The following is a 20,633-nucleotide window of genomic DNA, read 5'->3' on the forward strand; positions in this document are numbered from 1 at the left end:
GCTTCAGCGCAGGGCTTTGCTGAAGGCGGTGTCGAACCTGACGCCGCCTTTGTCATCTGCGGCTTCGCCGATCGCCACATCCATCGTGTTGCTTGTCACCCGGACAAGACAGAAGCCGCCCATGAAGGCTGCCTTGGCCTTGAAGACGTCGATGCCGTTGACCTTGTAGGCCATCGGCGTGTCGTGCTCATGGCCGTGGAAGATGCCGATTATATTGTAGCCGCTGAGGGTTGCGAGCAGATCCTGACGTTCTGATTCATCCCACCAATGCGGCGTGCCGGTTCCAGCGTCGTCGAAGGTCTTCTTTTTCGGATCCCAACGCTCGACTGAAAAATGGTCCCAGCCATAATGCTGAAAGATGACGACTGGCCGGCCGTCGGCAGCGTAGGTCGCGAGATCCTCTTTCATCCAGCCGAGACCGCTGGCTGTGCCTTTGTTGGTGTCACCGCCGTATCGCTGCGCCTGTATGAGATGCAGGCCGCCCCAATTCCAGGAGTAATTGTCCGAGGCTTCGTCATAGTTGTCGACGGGCACCAGCGGCTTGAAGAAGACGCTCGGCTTGTGATTCATTTGCACGTAGTCGCGAAGCTCGTCGCGATACCAGTCGGTCTGCGGCGGGCGCCCATCCTGATCGAGATCGTGGTTGCCAAGCCCGACATAGACCGGGAAGTGCACCTGGTCCGGGCCGCGGCCCTGCTGGTAGCGATGCGAGAACTGCAGGAGCTGAGAGCCTTCGGCGAACTCCGCAGTCTGTCCGCCGCCATCGTCGGTGACGTCGCCGCAGACGATGATGCCTTGCGGGCGGGCGATACGCTGCCCTGCGGCGCTCAAGCCACTCGGCTTGCCGCCGATCGCGTCCGGCCACGTCTGGTGATGAATGTTATTGAGCGCCAGAATATGCCGCAGCAGATTCGCGTCGGTTTTGCCTTCCTGCTGGCAGTTCGGGCTGAGCCCGTCTCCGAAACGGCAGGCATGGACGTCGTTGATGACGAGGAAGGTAACGTTGACAGGTGGGATGGTTGCCGGCCGCGCGATCGATGGCATGGATAAGGCAACGCCAGCAGTCAGGCCCTGTGTCAGCAGTGATCGCCTTGTCAGCATCCCTGTTCTCGTCCGTTCTGAAGGAACAGTATGCTCAACGCCAACAGGCAGCAACAAAAAGGCCGCGGCGGTTTTCCGTCGCGGCCTTCGAACTTACGCAGACAGTCTCGATCAGACTTCGTCGCGACCGGACGCCAGGATGCAGATCAGCGTGATCACGGCGGCGAGGCCGAGATAGTAGCCGACATAGGTCATGCCGTAGGTTGCCTGCAGCCAGGTCGCGATATAGGGCGCCAGCGAGGCGCCGAAGATGCCGGCAAGGTTGAAGGTGATCGACGAGCCGGTGTAGCGCACTGCGGTCGGGAAGGGTGCCGCCAGCGCGGTGCCGATCAGGCCGTAGGTCATGCCCATGAGAGCCATCGCGACGATGGCGAAGACGACGATGCTTGCTTCGCCGCTGGTCATCAGGCCGGGCAGGAAGAAGGAGAAGATACCGATCAGGACCGTCGTCAGGATCAGCATCTCACGGCGTCCGAATCTCTCGGCGAGCTTGCCGACGATCGGGATGAAGATGCCGAAAACGACCGAGCCGATGATCTGGATTTCCAGCGCGTCCAGGAACGGTATCTTCAGGACCTTAACGTTGTAGGAGAGAAGATAGGCCGAACCGATATAGAACAGCACGAAGGTGGCGAGTGCCACGAAGGTGCCGAGGAAGAGGCTGCGTTTGTGCCTGCGGAAGAGTTCGCCGACCGGCACGGCAACACGCTCATGCTTGTCGATCGCCCTTTGGAAATCGGGCGTTTCGGTGATCGAAAGACGAACCCACAGGCCGATGGCGATCAGGATGATCGAGGCGATGAACGGCACGCGCCAGCCCCAGCTCAGCAGTGCATCCTGCGAGATGACCTGAAGAAGCAGCCAGAAGACCGCGGAGGACAGGAACAGGCCGACCGGGGCGCCGAGCTGCGGGAACATGCCGTACCAGTCGCGCTTGCCCTCCGGTGCGTTCTCGGTTGCCAGCAGGACCGCGCCGCCCCATTCGCCGCCGAGACCGAAGCCTTGGCCGAAGCGGCACAATGCCAGCAGAAGCGGTGCGACGACGCCGATGGAGTCGTAGGAGGGCAGGAGGCCGATAACAACCGTGGAAATTCCCATGGTGAGGAGAGCGGCGACCAGCGTCGTCTTGCGGCCAATCCTGTCGCCGAAGTGGCCGAAGACCACGGCGCCGAGAGGGCGCGCGAAGAAGGCGATCGAGAAGGTGGCGAAGGAGGCGAGGAGAGCGGTGGTCGGATCATTGTTCGGGAAGAACAGCGTCGGGAAGACCAGGACGGCTGCTGTCGCATAAACATAGAAATCGAAGAATTCGATCGTGGTGCCGACAAGGCTCGCGATCAGAACACGCGCCGGCGAATTGACTTGCGCACTGTTCGATGAAGCAGGTGTCGGCGATACGGTAGATATCGCTTCAGACATTTTCATTCCATTTTAGGATTTCATATTGAGGGCGGCCCTCGACGGGGTCGCCGGCGTCTTAACGCAATTTTTAGTGCACGCAAACGTTAAGTAAGCAAGAAAGTGATGAAATTGGACGCCCAGGCATGAGGATCATTTCCTGCGTGGCGCCCGTTGACCGGTGTGCTTCTGGTTGGCCTGCCTGGAAATTGCTCGACAAGGCACAGGGACTGGGGCCTTCTCCAGATGTCTCGCAGGTTACCATGTGCCGATTTTTCATGCTCTGAGCGAACTTCAGCAGGCGGCCGCAAGGCGCTGATTTGGAGTCGAAAACTTAGAGGCACCCGCCAGCTCAGAGGCGTTCGAAATCGTGGCCGCGGACGATCGGTTAATAAAAGTAAACACTTCATTAACCATAATGTTGTCTTATCCCTACGCTGTCTGAAGTGAGCCGGATTCGCCGGCAAGTGTGGCGCAAACCACGAAACGCAGGCTGAAAGTTATTTTGGGGGTAAGTATGAGTCGCAAGCATGTCGCTGTCCTGATGGGCGGATTTTCTTCGGAGAGACCGGTAAGTCTGTCTTCGGGAACGGCTTGCGCGGATGCTCTCGAAGCCGAAGGCTTTCAGGTTACCCGCATTGACGTCGATCGCGACGTTTCCGCGAAGCTTGAGGCGCTTCGTCCCGATGTCGTCTTCAACGCGCTGCATGGTCCTTTCGGTGAGGACGGCACGATTCAGGGCATCCTGGAATATCTCGAAATTCCCTACACGCATTCGGGCGTCCTGGCCTCTGCGCTTGCGATGGACAAGGGCAAGGCGAAGGGGGTTGCCGCTGCGGCAGGCATTCCGGTTGCGCAATCAGAGGTCATCAATCGCTTTGCCTTCCCGCCCGAGCACCCGATGGCGCCTCCCTATGTGGTGAAGCCCGTTCGCGAGGGGTCGAGCTTCGGGGTCCTGATCGTTCAAGAGGATCAGTCGCATCCGCCGCAGATCATCAGCTCGCCTGAGTGGCGCTACGGCGAAGAAGTCATTGTCGAGCGGTACGTTTATGGCCGTGAGCTTACCTGCGGCGTCATGGGCGACAAGGCTCTTGGCGTGACCGAGGTGGTGCCGCAGGGTCACAACTTCTATGACTATGACGCCAAGTACGCGGCCGGCGGCTCAAAACACGTCATTCCGGCGAAAATTTCACCGAATATTTACCAAAAAATACAAACATTGGCGTTAAGGGCGCATCAAGCAATTGGTTGTCGCGGCGTTAGTCGGTCCGACTTCCGCTATGACGATCGGTTCTCCGAAGACGGTGAAGTTATCTGGCTGGAAGTGAATACCCAGCCCGGCATGACGCCAACCTCCCTTGTGCCCGAAATGGCCGGCCATGCCGGTTATTCCTTTGGTGAGTTTCTGCGCTGGATGGTGGAGGACGCTTCTTGTTCTCGTTGACGGTCAAAAGGATAGGTCGCCCGAGTCGTCAATCGGTCATCGCTCTGCCTGAGGGCGATGGCCGGATGGTTCTGCCGCGCCCGCTGCGCCGTATCGTGCGCTTCCTCGTCAGCCTGGGAAGTGGCCGTATCCATATTCCGGCCCATGCGGGTACGGTCTCCGCTCTGGTGTTCTTCGCGGCGACCGGTCTCTACGGAATGTCGCTCGGCGGCCATACGGAAGCGGTCGCGCAGGCGACGACGACGGCGGCCGGATTCGCGATCGAAGATGTGAAGGTCTCCGGCAATTCGGCGACCTCGGAAATCGAGATTCTCCAGCTTCTCGGGCTTGATGGCACGACGTCGCTGGTGGCGCTCGATGTCGATGCTGCGCGCCAGAAGATTGCCAAGCTTCCCTGGGTCGAAAGCGTCGAGGTCAGGAAAGTCTATCCGAAGACGATCGAGGTGAAGCTGAAGGAGCGCCAGGCCTATGCGATCTGGCAGCACGGGCAGGAACTTTCGCTGATCGAGAAGAACGGCAGCGTGATCGCGCCGCTTCGCGACAACAGGTTCTCGTCGCTGCCTCTCGTCGTCGGCCGCGATGCGGAAACAGCTGCGGTTTCGCTCGAAGGCGAGTTTGCGAAGTGGCCCGACATCAAGTCGCGCGTGAAGGCTTATGTTTGGGTCTCCAGCCGCCGCTGGGATTTGCACATGGACAACGGCATCGTCGTGAAGCTGCCCTCGGAGGACGTCGATCAGGCGCTCGCCAGACTCTCGAAATTCGACAAGGAACAAGATCTTCTGGCGCGTGACATCGCAGCCGTCGATCTCAGGTTGGCGGACAGGACCGCAATCCAACTGACCCCGGAGGCCATGGCGCGCCGGCAGGTCGTTCTCGATCAGCGGACCAAGGATTTGAAAAAGGCGGGGCAGAATATATGAGCTTGTTCGGTTCATCCCATTTTGGATTGCCGCGCCTGAAGCCGCTTTCGTCGAAGCGGTCTCACATCGTTTCGGTGCTCGACATCGGCTCGACCAAGGTCGTCTGCATGATCGGCCGTCTGACGCCACGGGAAGAGAGTGAAATCCTTCCGGGCCGTACGCACAACATCGAAATCATCGGCATTGGTCATCAGCGCTCGCGCGGTATCAAGACCGGTGTCATCGCCGATCTCGATGCGCTCGAGAGTGTGATCCGTCTCGCCGTCGACGCGGCCGAGCGCATGGCGGGTCTTACCGTCGAAAGCCTGATCGTCAACTTGACTGCCGGCCGTCTCGGAAGCGACGTTTACACGGCGACGATCGATCTCGGCGGGCAGGAAGTCGAGCTGAACGATCTCAAGAAAGTGCTTGCAGCCGCTTGCCAGCAGTCGCTGCGCCAGGATCGCGCTGTGCTCCACTCGCTTGCCACCGGCTTTTCGCTCGATGGCGAACGCGGTATCCGCGATCCGCTTGCGATGTTCGGCGATGTTCTCGGCGTCGACATGCATGTCGTGACTGCCGAACGTGCCGCTTTGAAGAACCTCGAGCTTAGCGTCAATCGCGCACATCTCTCCGTCGAAGGTATCGTGGCAACGCCCTACGCGTCGGGTCTTGCCGCTCTCGTGGACGACGAGGTCGAGCTCGGCTGCTGCGCGATCGACATGGGTGGCGGCACGACGACGCTCTCGGTCTTTGCGGAAGGCAAGCTTGTTCATACCGATGCGGTCGGCCTTGGCGGTCACCACGTCACCACCGATCTGGCGCGCGGTCTTTCGACCCGTATCGAAGATGCGGAGCGTCTGAAGGTCGTTCATGCTTCGGCGTTCTCGAATTCTTCCGACGAGCGCGAGCTGATCTCCATCCCGCCGATCGGCGAGGATGAGCGCGATCAGCCGACTCAGGTGCCGCGCGCGCTCGTCTCGCGCATCGTGGCTGCGCGCATCGAGGAAACGATGGAATTGATTCGCGACCGTATCCAGCGCTCGGGCTTCAGCCCCATCGTCGGAAAGCGCGTCGTGCTGACGGGCGGTGCCAGCCAGCTCACCGGTCTTGCGGAAGTGGCGCGGCGCATTCTCGCCCGCAACGTTCGCATCGGCCGCCCGATGGGCGTCTCTGGCCTGCCGACGGCAGCCAAGGGCCCGGCCTTTTCGACGGCGGTCGGCCTGATGATCTATCCGCAGGTCGCGGACATGGAAACACATGCGTCACAGAGCGGTCTGCTCATGTCGCTTGGGGGTAATAACAGCCGCATCGCCCGGATGGGCCAGTGGCTGAAGGAAAGCTTCTGAAATTGAGTGAATTGGCCGGCGTGGCGATGCGGCCATAGAGAGAAGGAACTGGTAACATGACTATCAAGCTGCAAAAGCCTGACATCACAGAGCTGAAGCCGCGCATCACCGTATTCGGTGTCGGTGGCGGCGGCGGCAACGCTGTCAACAACATGATCTCCGCCGGGCTCCAGGGCGTCGACTTTGTTGTCGCCAATACCGATGCCCAGGCGCTGATGATGACGAAGGCCGAACGCATCATCCAGCTCGGTGCTAGTGTTACCGAAGGCCTGGGTGCCGGATCGCAGCCGGAGGTCGGCCGCGCAGCCGCGGAAGAGTGCATCGATGAAATCATCGACCACCTCAACGGCACGCACATGTGCTTTGTCACTGCCGGCATGGGCGGCGGCACGGGCACGGGCGCGGCTCCGGTCGTTGCTCAGGCGGCCCGCAACAAGGGCATCCTGACCGTCGGCGTCGTCACCAAGCCGTTCCACTTCGAAGGCGGCCGCCGCATGCGGCTCGCCGAAGCGGGCATCGAGGAACTGCAGAAGTCGGTCGATACGCTGATCGTCATTCCGAATCAGAACCTCTTCCGCATCGCAAACGACAAGACGACCTTCGCCGACGCGTTCGCGATGGCCGACCAGGTTCTCTATTCGGGCGTTGCCTGCATCACGGATCTGATGGTCAAGGAAGGTCTCATCAACCTCGACTTCGCAGACGTCCGCTCGGTCATGCGCGAAATGGGCCGTGCGATGATGGGCACCGGCGAAGCTTCCGGCCAGGGTCGTGCGATGCAGGCTGCGGAAGCCGCGATCGCCAACCCGCTGCTGGACGAAACCTCGATGAAGGGTGCTCAGGGTCTCCTGATCTCCATCACCGGTGGCCGCGACCTGACGCTCTTCGAAGTCGACGAAGCTGCGACGCGCATCCGCGAAGAAGTCGATCCGGATGCCAACATCATCCTCGGCGCGACCTTCGACGAATCGCTGGAAGGCATCATCCGCGTCTCCGTTGTCGCAACCGGTATCGACCGTGCGCTCAACCAGCAGGCGGCCAAGACCTTCCAGCCTGCCGCCAAGCCGGCTATCCGTCCCTCCGCGGCCGCTGCTCCGGCACCGGCCGCAGTTCAGCCTGCGCCAGTTATGCAGGCACCGAAGCCGGTCGACACGATCGCGCAGGCCATCCGCATGGCGGAAGCCGATATGGAGCGCGAGCTCGAGATGCCAGCTCCGCGTCAGGCAGCGCCGGTACAGCAGCCTGCTGCTCAAGAAGCCTTCCGCCCGCAGAGCCGCATCTTCGCAGCCGCTCCGGAAGTCCCGGCCGCTCGCCCGGCTCCCGTGCAGCACGCTCCGGCACCGGTCATGAGCCAGCCGGCTCCGCAGCCGGTCATGCAGCAGCCGATTCGCCAGGAGTCTGCTGTCATGCAGCCGGTCCGCATGCCGAAGGTCGAGGACTTCCCGCCGGTCGTTCAGGCCGAGATTGACCGCCGCACCCAACCGGCCGCTCCCCAGGCACATGAGGAGCGTGGCCCGATGGGCCTGCTGAAGCGAATCACCAATTCGCTTGGCCGCCGCGAGGAAGAGGTCGCCACGGAGATGACGGCAGCGCCAGCCGCCGCTTCGCAGCAGCGCCGCCCGCTTTCGCCGGAGGCGAGCCTTTATGCACCGCGCCGCGGGAATCTCGACGATCAGGGCCGCGCCGTTCCGCAAGCCCGCATGGTGCAGGAAGACGACCAGCTCGAAATTCCTGCATTCCTGCGCCGCCAGTCGAACTAAGCGCGCCACCGAATCGCCACGGATGTGCCCGGGATAACAGTCCCGGGCACAGGCGTTTCAAAGCGGCACGAAACCGCATATTTTCCGAAGCAATTCAAGCGGATGTTTCGTAACAAAGCGAAACGAACAGTGATTTGGATTGCAGCCCTGTCACACGTATGTATGGAGCCCGGCCACCGTGCCTCGCTGCTTCATGGCGACAATTCGGCGGTGGGCAAGATTACTTGGCGGTTTGCTTTCCGTGCTTTTGGCGCTAGGGACCGCAAGGGCAATAAAGGCAGATATTTATGGTTATTGGCATGCTTGGCTTCCAGACGACGGTTTCGCGCCCGGTGACGCTTTCGGGCATCGGCGTCCATTCCGGCGCGGAAGTCTCCATTACTTTCAACCCGGCTGAAGTCGATACCGGCGTCGTTTTCCAGCGTGTTCATAAAGACGGTAGCGCTACCGAACTGCGTGCAGTCTCCTCTCAGGTCGGTAACACTGATCTCTGCACTGTCCTCGGCTTTTCGCCGGCGCATTCGGTTGCGACGATCGAACATGTCATGGCAGCAGTCTATGCGCTTGGCCTCGACAACGTCCTGATCGAAGTCGATGGCGCCGAAATGCCGATCATGGACGGCAGCTCGATGCCCTTCATCGAAGCGATCGAGCAGGTCAGCCTCGTCTCGCAGGGTGTGAAGCGCCGCTATATCCGCATCACCAAACCGGTCCGCATCGAGCACGGCGGCTCCTGGAGCGAATTCCGCCCGTATGACGGTACCCGTTTCGAAGTAGAGATCGATTTCGACTGCCCGCTGATCGGCCGCCAGAAATGGGAAGGCGACCTGACTGCCGCGAGATTCAAGTCCGAGCTTGCGCGCGCGCGCACCTTCGGCTTCATGCGTGACGTGGAACGTCTCTGGGCCTCCGGTCATGCGCTCGGTTCGTCGCTGGAGAATTCCGTCGTCATTTCCGACGACAATACCGTCGTCAACGTCGAAGGCCTGCGCTACGCAAAGGACGAGTTCGTGCGTCACAAGACGCTCGATGCCGTCGGCGACCTGGCGCTTGCTGGGGCTCCGTTCATCGGCTGCTACCGCTCCTATCGCGGCGGCCACAAGATGAATGCCAATGCTTTGAAAGCCCTGCTCAGTGATCCGACGGCCTATGAAGTTGTCGAGACATCCGCTACACGCCCACGCACGGCGCCCCGCGATTTCATCGCGGTCAACGCACCCGGATTCGCTCCCTGGTCGGCATGACCTCCAAACCGAAATTTAGGCCAGGCCGCCCCTTCGAGGGGCGGTTTTTCTATGGGCATTCGACAGCGAATAAATGTTCTCCAGCATATGTTTAAGTGCAAAACGCGCAATTAAAGACAAAAACCGAGGTATTCTGCCGCCTACTGCCACAAAAATGCGTTAATGCCTCATCATTGCGTTGCTCTTGCCGCATATTTGTGGCTAGAAACGCCGCGAGGGCGTGGCTGCCGCGGGGTGGATAGCGGCACTTGGGATTCTTTTATGGGTTATGCAAGGTCTGAAGGTATGATGAAGACAGCGCGCGCTTTGCTCGCATCGCTCGTGGTTCTGAGTGCAGGCGCCCTGATTTCCGGTTGCACATCGGACCCCGATATCGACATCACCAAGCTCGGCGTCAACAACGATCCGCCGGATGTCCTCTACAACCAGGCGCTTGCCAACATGAAGGCGGGCAACATGGTCGAGGCGTCACGGAAATTCGACGCGATCGACCGCGAGAACCCGTTCTCCGAATGGGCGCGCAAGGCTCTCGTCATGAGCACCTTCGTCAAATACCGCCAGGGCAAGATCGACGATGCGCTGGCTTCGGGCAACCGCTATATGGCGCAGTACCCGAAGTCCGAAGATGCAGCCTATGTTCAGTACCTGATCGGCCTCAGCTATTCGAAGCAGATTTCCGACGTGACGCAAGATCAACGGGCATCCAGCAAGACCATCGAAGCCATGCAGGCCGTCGTCGACAATTATCCGGACTCCGAATACGTCGACGATGCGCAGGCGAAGATCCGCTTCGCTCGAGACCAACTCGCCGGCAAGGAGATGCAGATCGGCCGGTATTACCTTGAGCGCAAGGAATATCTTGCGGCTATCTCCCGCTTCCGTATCGTGGTCGAGAAGTATCCGAACACGAATCAGATCGAAGAAGCGCTGGCGCGTCTGGTCGAGGCCTACTACGCGATGGGTATCGTGGAAGAGGCGCAGACGGCGGCCGCTGTTCTCGGTCACAACTATCCGGATAGCCAGTGGTACGCAGACTCCTTCAAGCTTTTGAAGAACGGTGGTACCGAGCCGCGCGAAAACCCGGGTTCCTGGATCGCTGCTGCAGGCAAGAAACTCCTGCTCGGCACGTGAGGCCTGAAACGCAATGCTGATCCAGCTTTCGATCCGCGATATCGTCCTGATCGAGCGGCTGGATCTCGCCTTCGAAACCGGTCTTTCGGTTCTGACGGGTGAGACCGGCGCTGGCAAGTCCATCCTGCTCGACAGTCTTTCGCTTGCACTCGGCGGGCGCGGCGATGGCGGCCTTGTGCGCCATGGGGAGGACAAGGGGCAGGTGACGGCCGTCTTCGATGTCGGCATGGATCACGGCGCCCGCAAGCTTCTGCGCGAGAACGGCATCGACGACGAAGGCGATCTGATCTTCCGTCGTCAGCAATCCGCCGACGGCCGCACCAAGGCCTATGTCAACGATCAGCCGGTCAGCGTGCAGTTGATGCGCCAGGCCGGCCAGATGCTCGTTGAAATCCACGGGCAGCACGATGACCGCGCGCTCGTCGACACCCATGCCCACCGCCTTCTGCTCGATGCCTTCGCCGGTATCAACGAGGATGCGGCTTCTGTGTCCGAGCTTTACCGCATCTGGCGCGATGCCGAGAAAACGCTGAAAAAGCATCGCGAGAAGGTGGAGAACGCGGCGCGCGAAGCCGATTATCTCCGCTCCTCCGTCGATGAGCTGGAAAAGCTTTCGCCGCAGGATGGCGAAGAGGATGAGCTTGCCGACCGCCGCCAGAAGATGATGAAGGCGGAGCGGATTGCCGGCGACATTGCCGAAGCCTCCGAATTTCTGAATGGCAACGCTTCTCCCGTGCCGCATATCGCTTCATTGGTGCGCCGGCTGGAGCGGAAGAGCCATGAGGCGCCCGGACTGCTGGAAGACACCGTGGCGCTGCTCGACGCGGCGCTGGATCAGCTTTCCAACGCGCAGATGGAAGTAGAGGCGGCTCTGCGCAAGACGGAATACGACCCGAAGGAACTTGAGCGCGTCGAGGAGCGCCTCTTCGCGCTGCGCGCTGCGTCCCGCAAGTATTCGGTGCCTGTGACCGAGCTTCCGGCGCTCGCCGTGCGTATGATTACCGAGTTGGCCGATCTTGATGCCGGCGAGGAAAAGCTCGTCAAACTTGACGCCGAAGTGGGCATCGCCAAGGCCAATTACGATGCCGCCGCCCGCTCGCTCTCGGACAAGCGTCACCATGCAGGCGAGGCGCTTGCTGCCGCCGTCATGGCCGAGCTTCCGGCGCTGAAGCTGGAGCGCGCCCGCTTCATGGTCGAGATTACGACCGATGCCGCGGAACCGACCGCCGAGGGCATCGATGTCGTCGAGTTTCACGTTCAGACGAATCCGGGCACGCGTCCGGGCTCGATCATGAAGGTGGCATCGGGCGGTGAGCTCTCGCGCTTCCTGCTGGCGCTGAAGGTGGCGCTCGCCGATCGCGGTTCGGCGCCGACGCTTGTCTTTGACGAAATCGACACCGGAGTCGGCGGCGCCGTTGCCGATGCTATCGGCCAGCGCCTGAAGCGGCTCTCCAAGCGTGTACAGGTGCTTTCGGTCACCCATGCGCCGCAGGTTGCCGCGCGGGCTGCCACCCATCTTCTCATCTCGAAGGGTCCCATTCCGGGCGAGTCGGAAAAGATCGCGACCCGCGTTGCCACCATGGCGCAAAAAGACAGGACCGAAGAAATCGCACGCATGCTTGCAGGCGCTTCTGTCACCGAGGAGGCGCGGGCGGCAGCCGCGCGTCTGCTCGCGGCTGCGGACTAAGCTTCAGGACTGTCCGGCGGATTTGATGTCAGCGATGTTCTTGCGATGAATCGCCTCGTAGGGTTCGAAATAGAGAACGATCCCTGATGCCAGATCGTCTGCAAGGAACTCCTTCAGGGATGTCGCCTCCGCCTTCTCTCGCTCGGAGGGATTGCTCAACCGCTCCAGATAGCGCCGATTTGCGTCGATGAGGGCAGGTGGGTAGCCGCCGCTGGCGATGCGCGCCGGGTCACCGTGATTCGGCAGGATTCGATGGATCGGCCACTCCCGCATGCGGGCGAGTTCGCGGATATGCGTGGCGATATGCTGCGGCTCGGAAATGTAGGTGATGGTGTCTTCCAGCGTATCACCGGCCAGAACCACGTTCTCTTCCGGCAGCCAGATGATGTTGCCGTCCGCGCTGTGAATATCGAAGTGGTGGAGTTCGACGCGACGCTTCCCGACATCAAGGGCGAGGCTCCCTTCGAAAAGCCGGTTCGGCATCACTACGGGACGGATTTGCGGATTACCGGTTTCAAGCTTCTCCCGGTTTCGTTCAAGCGCATCTGCAGTCAGCCTCAGGGCGATGATCTCGCAATCGGCAAAGACCTCGTTTCCGGCGATATGGTCCGTATGCCAGTGACTGAGAACGACGCTGATCGAGGTTACGCCGAGCCCTTCGAGATGCGACCGGATCGCCCGCGCATGCGGTAGCGACATGTGGGTGTCATAGACCAGCGCGCTGCTGCCGTCGACGATCGCATAGGAAGCAATGCCAAGCGAGTACGCCCCGTCGTCGAGCCAGTTGGGCGTGTCGGAATGCAGGCGCCTGCCTTCGATGCGGCCGTCGTAGTAGGCGAACAGGCCCGGATATGGCTCGAAGATTCTGAGTGTGGAGGTTATGTCAGCCATTTGGCGATCCTTCGTTACGACTGAATTTGCAGAGCAGCCGTCTGGCTTTTCCGTTTATCATGATGTGAATGCAACAGTTGCACCTGACGACTTTTCTGCTCTGCGCTTTCCGGTTTTGCGTTTTCGCCAATTCGTCTAAAACCTCTGAAGATTCTCCGGAGTGATCTGAATGTCAGTCGAGCCGATAACCATAGAAAATCTGACGATCGAAGGGGCCGCCGCAGAACTGGCGCGATTGGCAAGGGAGATCGCCCATCACGACGCGCTTTATCATGGCAAGGACCAGCCGGAAATCTCGGACGCCGAGTATGACGCGCTGAAGCGGCGCAACGACGCGATCGAGGCGCGGTTTCCGGAGCTGATCCGCGAAGACAGTCCTTCTCGCCATGTGGGTGCTGCGCCGTCGGTCACCTTCGCACCGGTTGTCCACGCGCGTCCGATGCTGTCGCTCGACAACACCTTTTCGCAAGAGGACGTGCAGGATTTCGTCGCCAGCGTCTACCGGTTCCTCGGGCGTCTGCCGGACCAGTCGATCGCCTTCACCGCCGAGCCGAAGATCGACGGCCTTTCCATGTCGATCCGCTATGAGAACGGCAAGCTGGTGACGGCGGCCACGCGCGGGGACGGCACGACCGGTGAAAACGTCACGGCCAATATCCGCACCATCAAGGAAATCCCGAACGAACTGCCGAAGGGCGCGCCTGCCGTCGTCGAAGTGCGCGGCGAGGTCTATATGGCCAAGAGCGATTTCCTGGCGCTCAACAAGCAGATGGAGGCGGAAGGCAAGCAGACCTACGTCAACCCGCGCAACACCGCTGCCGGGTCGCTTCGCCAGCTCGACGCCAAGGTGACGGCGAGCCGTAAGCTGAAGTTCTTCGCCTATGCCTGGGGTGAGATGTCGGAGATGCCATCCGACACGCAGTTCGGCATGGTGCAGAAGTTCAAGGAATGGGGCTTTCCAATCAATCCGCTGATGAAGCGGCTGAACTCGGTCGCCGATATTCTTGCGCACTACGACGAGATCGGTCTGCTGCGTCCCGACCTCGACTACGACATCGACGGTGTCGTTTACAAGGTCGACAGCCTCGAACTGCAGCGGCGCCTCGGCTTCCGTTCGCGCAGCCCGCGCTGGGCGACGGCGCATAAATTCCCGGCCGAGCAGGCTTTCACCACCGTCGAGAAGATTGAGATCCAGGTGGGACGCACGGGCGCATTGACGCCGGTCGCGCGGCTTACGCCGATCACCGTCGGCGGTGTCGTTGTGACCAACGCGACCTTGCACAACGAGGATTATATCAAGGGCCTGGGCAATTCCGGCGAGCCCATCCGCGAGATGGAGCACGATATCCGGGTCGGCGATACGGTGATCGTGCAGCGGGCGGGCGACGTGATCCCGCAAGTGCTCGACGTCGTGATGGAAAAGCGGCCTGCCGACGCAGTGCCCTACGAGTTCCCGAAGAAATGCCCGGTCTGCGGCAGCCATGCGGTGCGTGAAAGAAACGAGAAAACGGGAAAGCTCGATTCCGTCACCCGCTGCACCGGCGGCTTCGTATGCCGCGCGCAGGCGACTGAGCATCTCAAGCATTTCGTCTCGCGCAACGCCTTCGACATCGAAGGGCTCGGTTCGAAGCAGATCGACTTCTTCTTCGAGAGCGAGGACCCGGCGCTGAAGATCCGCACGGCGCCCGAGATCTTTACCCTGGAAAGACGCCAGCGGGATTCGCTGACGAAACTCGAGAATATTGAAGGCTTCGGCAAGGTCAGCGTCGGCAAGCTTTTCGCGGCCATCAATGAGCGGCGCGAGATCGCGCTTCACCGCTTCATCTACGCGCTCGGCATCCGCCATGTCGGCGAGACGACGGCCAAGCTGCTCGCGCGCTCCTATGGCACATACCAAGCCTTTGCGACGGCAATGAAGGACGCCGCATCGCTTTCCGGCGATGCCTGGGACGGCTTGAACGCCATCGAAGGCATTGGCGAAATCGTCGCTCGGGCCATCGTCGAATTCTACAAGGAACCGCGCAACGTCGAAGTGATTACCGCTCTGCTTGCGGAACTCAATGACGGGACGCCGCTACCGGCCGAGCAAGTCGCAGCCTCCGGCAGCCCTGTCGCCGGCAAGACCGTTGTCTTCACCGGATCGCTGGAGAAATTCACCCGTGACGAGGCGAAGGCAAGAGCGGAAAGCCTCGGCGCCAAGGTGGCTGGCTCGGTCTCGAAGAAGACCGACTATGTCGTGGCCGGACCGGGCGCCGGTTCCAAGCTCGACAAGGCGCGCGAGTTGGGTGTCCAGACCATGGACGAGGACGAGTGGCTGGCGCTGATCGGCGGCTGATCGCGGGAGCGCTGCATCTCCATCCGGGTGCTGCGGGACGACTCGGCGCGGCGGAGGACGAAAAGAATTGGGGACGGCATTCCTGCCATCCCCAACATCGTTTCCTGGAGCTTTCGGCCAGCGGCCGTTAGAACTCGGACCATTCCTGCTTGACCGCAGCATTCCCGTGGGTGACGGGTGCGGCGTAACGGGCCTGAGGTTTGGCCATTGCGGCTGAGGCCTGGCGCAGACGGCTCACCTGGCTGCCGGCGGCCATGCCGCCGCTCAGCTGAAACCCGCCGATCAATTCGCGCATCCGGGCTGCTTCGGCGGCGAGTGTCGCGCTTGCCGCGTTGGTCTCTTCGACCATGGCAGCGTTTTGCTGGGTCACCTGGTCCATCTGGTTGACGGCGGCATTGACTTCCGAAAGGCCCGTCGACTGTTCCTTGGAGGATGTGGCGATCGCATTCATGTGGTGGTTGATGGTGACGATCAGGCCTTCGATATTCTGAAGGGCTTCGCCTGTTTCGCGAACCAGCCTCACGCCGACTTCGACCTCGGCGCTCGAATTGCGGATGAGGTCCTTGATCTGCTTTGCGGCCTGCGCCGAACGCTGCGCCAGTTCGCGGACTTCCTGGGCCACGACCGCAAAACCCTTGCCGGCCTCGCCCGCGCGGGCAGCCTCGACACCGGCATTGAGCGCCAGAAGGTTGGTCTGGAACGCGATCTCGTCGATTACGCCGATGATGCTGGAAATCTGGTTGGAGGAGTCCTCGATCTTCTCCATCGCCTCCACGGCGTTGGCGACGACCTTGCCCGACTGGGCAGCACTCTCGTTGGCTTGAACGGCGACCTGACGCGCCTCGTCGGTGCGCTTGGATGAATTCGACACGTTGACCGTGATCTCGTCCAGCGCGGCGGCAGTTTCTTCGAGCGATGCGGCCTGCTGCTCCGTGCGCTTGGAAAGATCGTCCGCTCCGCGGCTGATCTCCTGTGTCCCGGCATCGATCGCGTTCGCTGAATTGGAGACTGCGCTCAGGGCATCGCCAAGCTGCGAGGCCGCCGTGTTGAGATCGTGACGAAGCGATTCGAAATCCGGAGCGAAAGGCTCGCTCAGCTGGAAGGCGAGATCGCCGGAGGCCAGGCGGCGCAAGCCCGCCGCGAGACCGGCAGTCGCCGTCTGCAGCTTGACCTGGGCGGCCTCTTCGGCGTCCGACATCAGGCGGTTCCGTTCCGCTTCCGCCTTGTTCCGGTTGACCTCGGCCTCTGCCTGGAGCTGTCTGTTCGCAATGGCGGCCTGGCGGAAGATCTCGACCGCGTTTGCCATCTCGCCGATCTCGTCGGTGCGGTCCTTGCTGGCAATTTCGGCGGCGGTATCGCCGTCGGCGAGATTGCGCATGGCCATGGTGATGCGGGTGATCGGGGTTGCGATGCCCGAGATGCCGAAATAGGTCCCGCCGCAAACCATCAGTGCGCCGATGGCGAGGACCGTGTAGATCATGGTCATCGTCCGGACGTATTGATCGCGGGCGGCGACGATGCCCTCGTCGGACTGCTGCTGGTTCAGCTTGACCAGCTTGTCGACGCTCGCAGACAGCGCATCGGCGATCGGGCCGAGATCGTTGTCGAAAGAGGCTAGGCCTTCCTTGGCCTTGCCCGCCTTAATGAGAGCCACCATCGCCTGACCGGTCTGCGTATATTGGTTGGCCGAAGCCTCGACCTCGTCGAAGGCGGCCCGTTCGGCGTCGTTGTTGACCAGGTCCTTGTAGCCCTTGATCGCATCCGTGAGTTCGACTTCCTTCTTGGCGATCTTGTCGGGGTAGAGGGCCGGGTCGCCGGACGAACGTCCCATCGCGTAGTCGCCGTAGGAGCCGCGCAGCGAATAGCGGGCGATCTGGATGTCCTTGGCGCGCGAGATGCTGGGCTGAATGGAAGTTACCTGGTCCTGCGTATTTTCATTCAAGGTGTTCAAACCGTTGAGCGATACAACCGCAGTGATTGCAAAAAGGACCGCAAAGACGGCAAAGATACCGGTCATGGCGGTCTTAATATTCGGACGTTTCATTCAAGCCCCCAAAGAAAAACGAAACGCCGAAGGCGCCGTCATCCTACGTTGCAAAAGTTGTTTTTAGCGAGAGGAACCGACGTTTCATCAATCGGTAAGACTGGCTGCAGGGCGAACGTAGATTTCAGCATTTAAATCAAAGTTAAGATTAATTGTTATCTGTTGTAGGCAAGAAATAGCGCCGGAAGCCTGCGGTGCCGTGCGCCGAAGAAAGAAGTACGATCCGCGTCATTTTGCGTTTATTAGCAAAGGCGGATCGTTACCACGGCTTCCTTTCGGAAACCGTGGGTTACTTCTCAAGCCTGTTAGACCATGAGACTAGGCCCTGATCCGCGCCATCGTATAGGCGTCGACATATTCCCCGGCGCGATAGGCGAATGACTTGAGCAGGCCTTCCTTCTCGAAGCCGAATTTCTCGCAGAGGCGGATGGCCGCTGCATTATCGGTGTAGACGGTCAGCTCCAGCCGCTTGATGTCCTGTTGATACTGCTCCGAAAATCAACGTGCGGCGTTTGCCTGTCCGCAGCCGCAGGCTAAGCCTATTGGCAGAGACCGAATCACGGACGCATTCTTGAAGACCATCGCCATCGATTTCGAAACGGCCAATGAGCAGCGCGCAAGCGCCTGCTCGGTGGGACTCGCCTGGATCGAGGAGGGCAGGGTGACGCGGGTCGAGGAGCGCCTGATCCGCCCGAAGGAGATGCGCTTTTCGGGAATGAACATCGCGATCCACGGCATTCGCCCCGAGCATGTCGAGGATGCGCCGGAATTTCCCGAGGTCATGGACGAGTTCCACGACGAGTTCCGTGGCGCGACGATGATCGCGCACAATGCGGCCTTCGATTTCAGCGTCTGGCGGGCGAGCCTCGATCTCTACCGGCAGTCCTATCCGGAGCTCACCTATCTCTGCAGCCTGAAGATGGCTCAGCGCATCTGGCCGCAGTTCCTGTCGCACAGGCTCAACGTGATTGCCGAGCATCTGGGCCTGCGCTTTGCCCACCACAATGCGGCGGAGGATGCCGCCGTCTGTGCGCATGCGGCGATCGAAATGGCAAGGGCAGTCAAAGCCGCTGCCGTACACGCCATTCCTGCGGCAATCGGCATGAAGCCCGGCAGGCTTACCGTCGGCGGCTACGAACCCTGCACCTGCCGCAAGGCGTGATCTTCGCTTTCTTGTTTTGACGGCCGCCGCACTTATCTAGAGGAGCGGGTTATTCAGGGAGGCCGCCATGTCCACTTTGCGCAAGCTTGTTCTCTTGGCCGCGTCCGTTGCCGCGCTTGGCGCGGGTGCCGCCTCCGCCGAAGTCGTCGGTAAAGTCGGAGTCGACTGGACCGGGAACGACATCATTGTCGATGCCATCCCCGATCCGGAAGTGAAGGGCGTGACGTGCCACGTCACCTATTTCGATCGCAGCATCATCGACCGCGTGAAGAACGGTAATTGGTTCGAGGATCCGTCGAACAATTCGATCGCCTGCCGTCAGACGGGACCGATCGAAATCAGCGACATCAACCTGTCGAAAGACGGTGACGAGGTCTTCAAGGCCGGCATGTCACTGATCTGGAAGAAGCTCGTCGTCAACCGCATCTACGACAAGACCAACGACACGCTGATCTATCTCGCCCATTCCCGCGAATTGACGGACGGCTCGGCGAAGATGTCGATTTCGACCATCCCGCTCTATGGCCAGAACGTCATCTGGAAGAACGGCAAGCCGCAATGATGAAGGGCGGCAGCGTCGCTGACGGTTTCCCGGCTTTTTCTTAAGGACAAGGATTTCAGGACCGGGTTGCGCTGCCTGGCTTTTCGCGGGACAAGCGTCGCATGAGCGTTCCTACGAAGCACCCTTTCCCGTTCGATCCGACCTACGGCATGCGGCTTGAGGATCTCCTGTCCGTCGAGCCGCCCGCGGCCCCGCCGGGCTTCGACGATTTCTGGCGGGAAAGATATCGTCGGGCGGTCGCCGTCGATCCCAAGCCGTCGCTTCGCGAGAGCGACGCGCGGCATCCCGACTGGCAGGTTTTCGATATCGTCTATGAATCGACCGGTTCCTTCCCGATCGGCGGCTGGCTGCTTCTTCCCCGGAACGGTCCGGTGCGGCGCGGCCTCGTCGTCGGACACGGCTATGGCGGGCGCGACCAGCCGGAATTCGACCTTCCGGTGAAGGAGACGGCCGTGCTGTTCCCCTGTTCCCGCGGGCTGTCGCGCAGCGCGCGGCCACCGATCCCACCGGATGCGAGCGGACATGTCCTTTACGATATCGACAAGCCGGAAAGCTATATCATCGGCGGTTGCGTGGAGGATCTGTGGGTCGCCGTGTCGGTGCTCGTTGCGCTCTATCCCGGGCTTGCTGGACGCATCGGCTACAGCGGCATCAGCTTCGGTGGCGGCATCGGCGCTCTCGCCATCCCGTTCGATGACCGGATCGACCGCGGCCATCTGGTCGTGCCGACCTTCGGGCACCGCCCGCTCTGGCTGGCCCTGCCGACCGTAGGCAGCGCGCAATCGGTCCAGGCCTATCAGCAGACGCATGGCGAGGTGTTGGAGGTCCTGCGCTTCTTCGACGCTGCAAGCGCCGCCAGCCGCATCAGGGTGCCGATGCTCATGGCAGTCGCCCTTTTCGATCCCGCCGTGGCGCCGCCCTGCCAGTTCGCGGTGGTGAATGCGCTGCCGAAGTCGAAATTGAACGAAGTTTTCATCCTGGATGCCGGTCATTTCGACTACCCTGGAAGCGCAGAGCAGGGGGCTGCTCTTCGGGACAGGGTCGGGTGGTTTTTCGGGAGCAATGAGCCGCGAATAGGCGGAGAGGGCTAGAGCCCATCCGAATCACAAAGCCGCCGGCGCGGTCGCGCAGGCGGCTTTCGAGTATCCAGGTCCGATCAGGCGGCTTCGCGTGCCAGCTCGTCGGCGATGACGGTGTCGAGGTTGAGGAAGCAGACCATCGTCTTTTCCAGCGCGACGATGCCGCGGCAGAAGGCGCGCTGGGCTTCCGGGATGATTTCCGGTGCGGGCTGCAGGTCTTCGCTCTTGATGGTCATCATGTCGGAGACCTGTTCGACCAGCAGGCCGACCAGCTTGCCTGCGATATCGGTAACGATGATCGCCGAGCGTTCGGAGGGTTCCGTCATCTTCATGCCGAGGCGGCAGGCCATGTCGATGACCGGGATCACCGCGCCCCGCAGGTTGATGAGGCCGAGCACGTAAGGCGGCGTATGCGGCATCGGGGTGACCGGCGCCCAGCCGCGAATTTCGCGGATGGCCATGATGTCGATGCAGAATTCCTGCTCGCCGAGGTGGAACGATACGATTTCGAGGTGAGATCCGGTTTGTGTAATGATGGCGCTAGTCATGC

At 61.0% G+C, this 20,633-nt stretch carries 16 protein-coding genes and 1 pseudogene; 11 read left to right on the forward strand and 6 right to left on the reverse strand.

What is annotated here, in order from left to right; genetic code table 11:
• Positions 1-3: 3 nt before the first annotated feature.
• On the reverse strand, positions 4-1,101 hold the full coding sequence (locus ACPYOI_RS02065) for a metallophosphoesterase (protein WP_481414775.1): 1,098 nt from the start codon (positions 1,099-1,101) through the stop codon (positions 4-6).
• 111 nt (positions 1,102-1,212) lie between these two features.
• A complete protein-coding gene (locus ACPYOI_RS02070) occupies positions 1,213-2,517 on the reverse strand; it encodes an MFS transporter (RefSeq protein WP_481414774.1) in 1,305 nt (434 codons plus the stop codon).
• Between the two features lie 496 nt (positions 2,518-3,013).
• Between ACPYOI_RS02070 and ACPYOI_RS02075 the strand changes: the two genes are divergently transcribed.
• The 7 genes from ACPYOI_RS02075 (at position 3,014) to recN (ending at position 12,010) form a co-directional block, all read left to right on the forward strand.
• Positions 3,014-3,940 (forward strand): D-alanine--D-alanine ligase, encoded by a 927-nt coding sequence (locus ACPYOI_RS02075; RefSeq protein WP_481414773.1) that lies wholly within the window; start codon positions 3,014-3,016, stop codon positions 3,938-3,940.
• Entirely contained in the window at positions 3,928-4,860 is a 933-nt protein-coding gene (locus tag ACPYOI_RS02080; protein ID WP_481414772.1) for a cell division protein FtsQ/DivIB, read from the forward strand. Before ACPYOI_RS02075 ends, ACPYOI_RS02080 begins: the two co-directional genes overlap by 13 nt.
• Positions 4,857-6,188, forward strand: coding sequence for a cell division protein FtsA (gene ftsA, locus ACPYOI_RS02085; protein ID WP_168830691.1), 1,332 nt, complete (start codon positions 4,857-4,859; stop codon positions 6,186-6,188). The genes ACPYOI_RS02080 and ftsA overlap by 4 nt, the downstream gene beginning before the upstream one ends.
• A 56-nt stretch (positions 6,189-6,244) precedes the next feature.
• Complete coding sequence (gene ftsZ, locus ACPYOI_RS02090; protein ID WP_481414771.1) at positions 6,245-7,948, forward strand: cell division protein FtsZ; 1,704 nt, start codon at positions 6,245-6,247, stop codon at positions 7,946-7,948.
• Between the two features lie 287 nt (positions 7,949-8,235).
• Positions 8,236-9,192 carry a UDP-3-O-acyl-N-acetylglucosamine deacetylase gene (lpxC, locus tag ACPYOI_RS02095; protein WP_481414770.1) on the forward strand — a complete coding sequence of 319 codons (957 nt, stop codon included), beginning with the start codon at positions 8,236-8,238 and terminating at the stop codon, positions 9,190-9,192.
• Between the two features lie 261 nt (positions 9,193-9,453).
• On the forward strand, positions 9,454-10,323 hold the full coding sequence (locus tag ACPYOI_RS02100) for an outer membrane protein assembly factor BamD (RefSeq protein WP_205927172.1): 870 nt from the start codon (positions 9,454-9,456) through the stop codon (positions 10,321-10,323).
• Positions 10,324-10,336: 13 nt separating this feature from the next.
• The gene (gene recN, locus ACPYOI_RS02105) at positions 10,337-12,010 is read left to right on the forward strand and encodes a DNA repair protein RecN (protein WP_481414769.1); all 1,674 of its coding nucleotides are present in this window, start codon (positions 10,337-10,339) and stop codon (positions 12,008-12,010) included.
• Positions 12,011-12,013: 3 nt separating this feature from the next.
• Here recN and ACPYOI_RS02110 read toward each other — a convergent pair whose 3' ends face one another.
• Positions 12,014-12,901, reverse strand: coding sequence for an MBL fold metallo-hydrolase (locus ACPYOI_RS02110; protein WP_481414768.1), 888 nt, complete (start codon positions 12,899-12,901; stop codon positions 12,014-12,016).
• Positions 12,902-13,070: 169 nt separating this feature from the next.
• Here ACPYOI_RS02110 and ligA point away from each other — a divergent pair, with 169 nt between their 5' ends.
• Positions 13,071-15,236, forward strand: coding sequence for an NAD-dependent DNA ligase LigA (gene ligA, locus ACPYOI_RS02115; protein ID WP_481414767.1), 2,166 nt, complete (start codon positions 13,071-13,073; stop codon positions 15,234-15,236).
• Between the two features lie 127 nt (positions 15,237-15,363).
• Here ligA and ACPYOI_RS02120 read toward each other — a convergent pair whose 3' ends face one another.
• Positions 15,364-17,280 (reverse strand): methyl-accepting chemotaxis protein, encoded by a 1,917-nt coding sequence (locus tag ACPYOI_RS02120; RefSeq protein ID WP_481414766.1) that lies wholly within the window; start codon positions 17,278-17,280, stop codon positions 15,364-15,366.
• Positions 17,281-17,598: 318 nt separating this feature from the next.
• Positions 17,599-17,757 (reverse strand): annotated as a pseudogene (locus tag ACPYOI_RS02125) (GNAT family N-acetyltransferase); the annotation flags it as partial.
• Between the two features lie 94 nt (positions 17,758-17,851).
• Between ACPYOI_RS02125 and ACPYOI_RS02130 the strand changes: the two are divergent.
• The 3 genes from ACPYOI_RS02130 (at position 17,852) to ACPYOI_RS02140 (ending at position 20,095) form a co-directional block, all read left to right on the forward strand.
• Positions 17,852-18,442 carry a 3'-5' exonuclease gene (locus ACPYOI_RS02130; protein ID WP_481414765.1) on the forward strand — a complete coding sequence of 197 codons (591 nt, stop codon included), beginning with the start codon at positions 17,852-17,854 and terminating at the stop codon, positions 18,440-18,442.
• A gap of 67 nt (positions 18,443-18,509) precedes the next feature.
• On the forward strand, positions 18,510-19,004 hold the full coding sequence (locus ACPYOI_RS02135; RefSeq protein ID WP_481414764.1) for a CreA family protein: 495 nt from the start codon (positions 18,510-18,512) through the stop codon (positions 19,002-19,004).
• 101 nt (positions 19,005-19,105) lie between these two features.
• Positions 19,106-20,095 (forward strand): acetylxylan esterase, encoded by a 990-nt coding sequence (locus ACPYOI_RS02140; RefSeq protein WP_481414763.1) that lies wholly within the window; start codon positions 19,106-19,108, stop codon positions 20,093-20,095.
• A 65-nt stretch (positions 20,096-20,160) separates the two neighbouring features.
• Here ACPYOI_RS02140 and ACPYOI_RS02145 read toward each other — a convergent pair whose 3' ends face one another.
• A complete protein-coding gene (locus ACPYOI_RS02145; RefSeq protein WP_168830703.1) occupies positions 20,161-20,631 on the reverse strand; it encodes a chemotaxis protein CheW in 471 nt (156 codons plus the stop codon).
• Positions 20,632-20,633 lie beyond the last annotated feature (2 nt).

This window comes from Rhizobium sp. SVR5-2C (genome assembly GCF_056755115.1).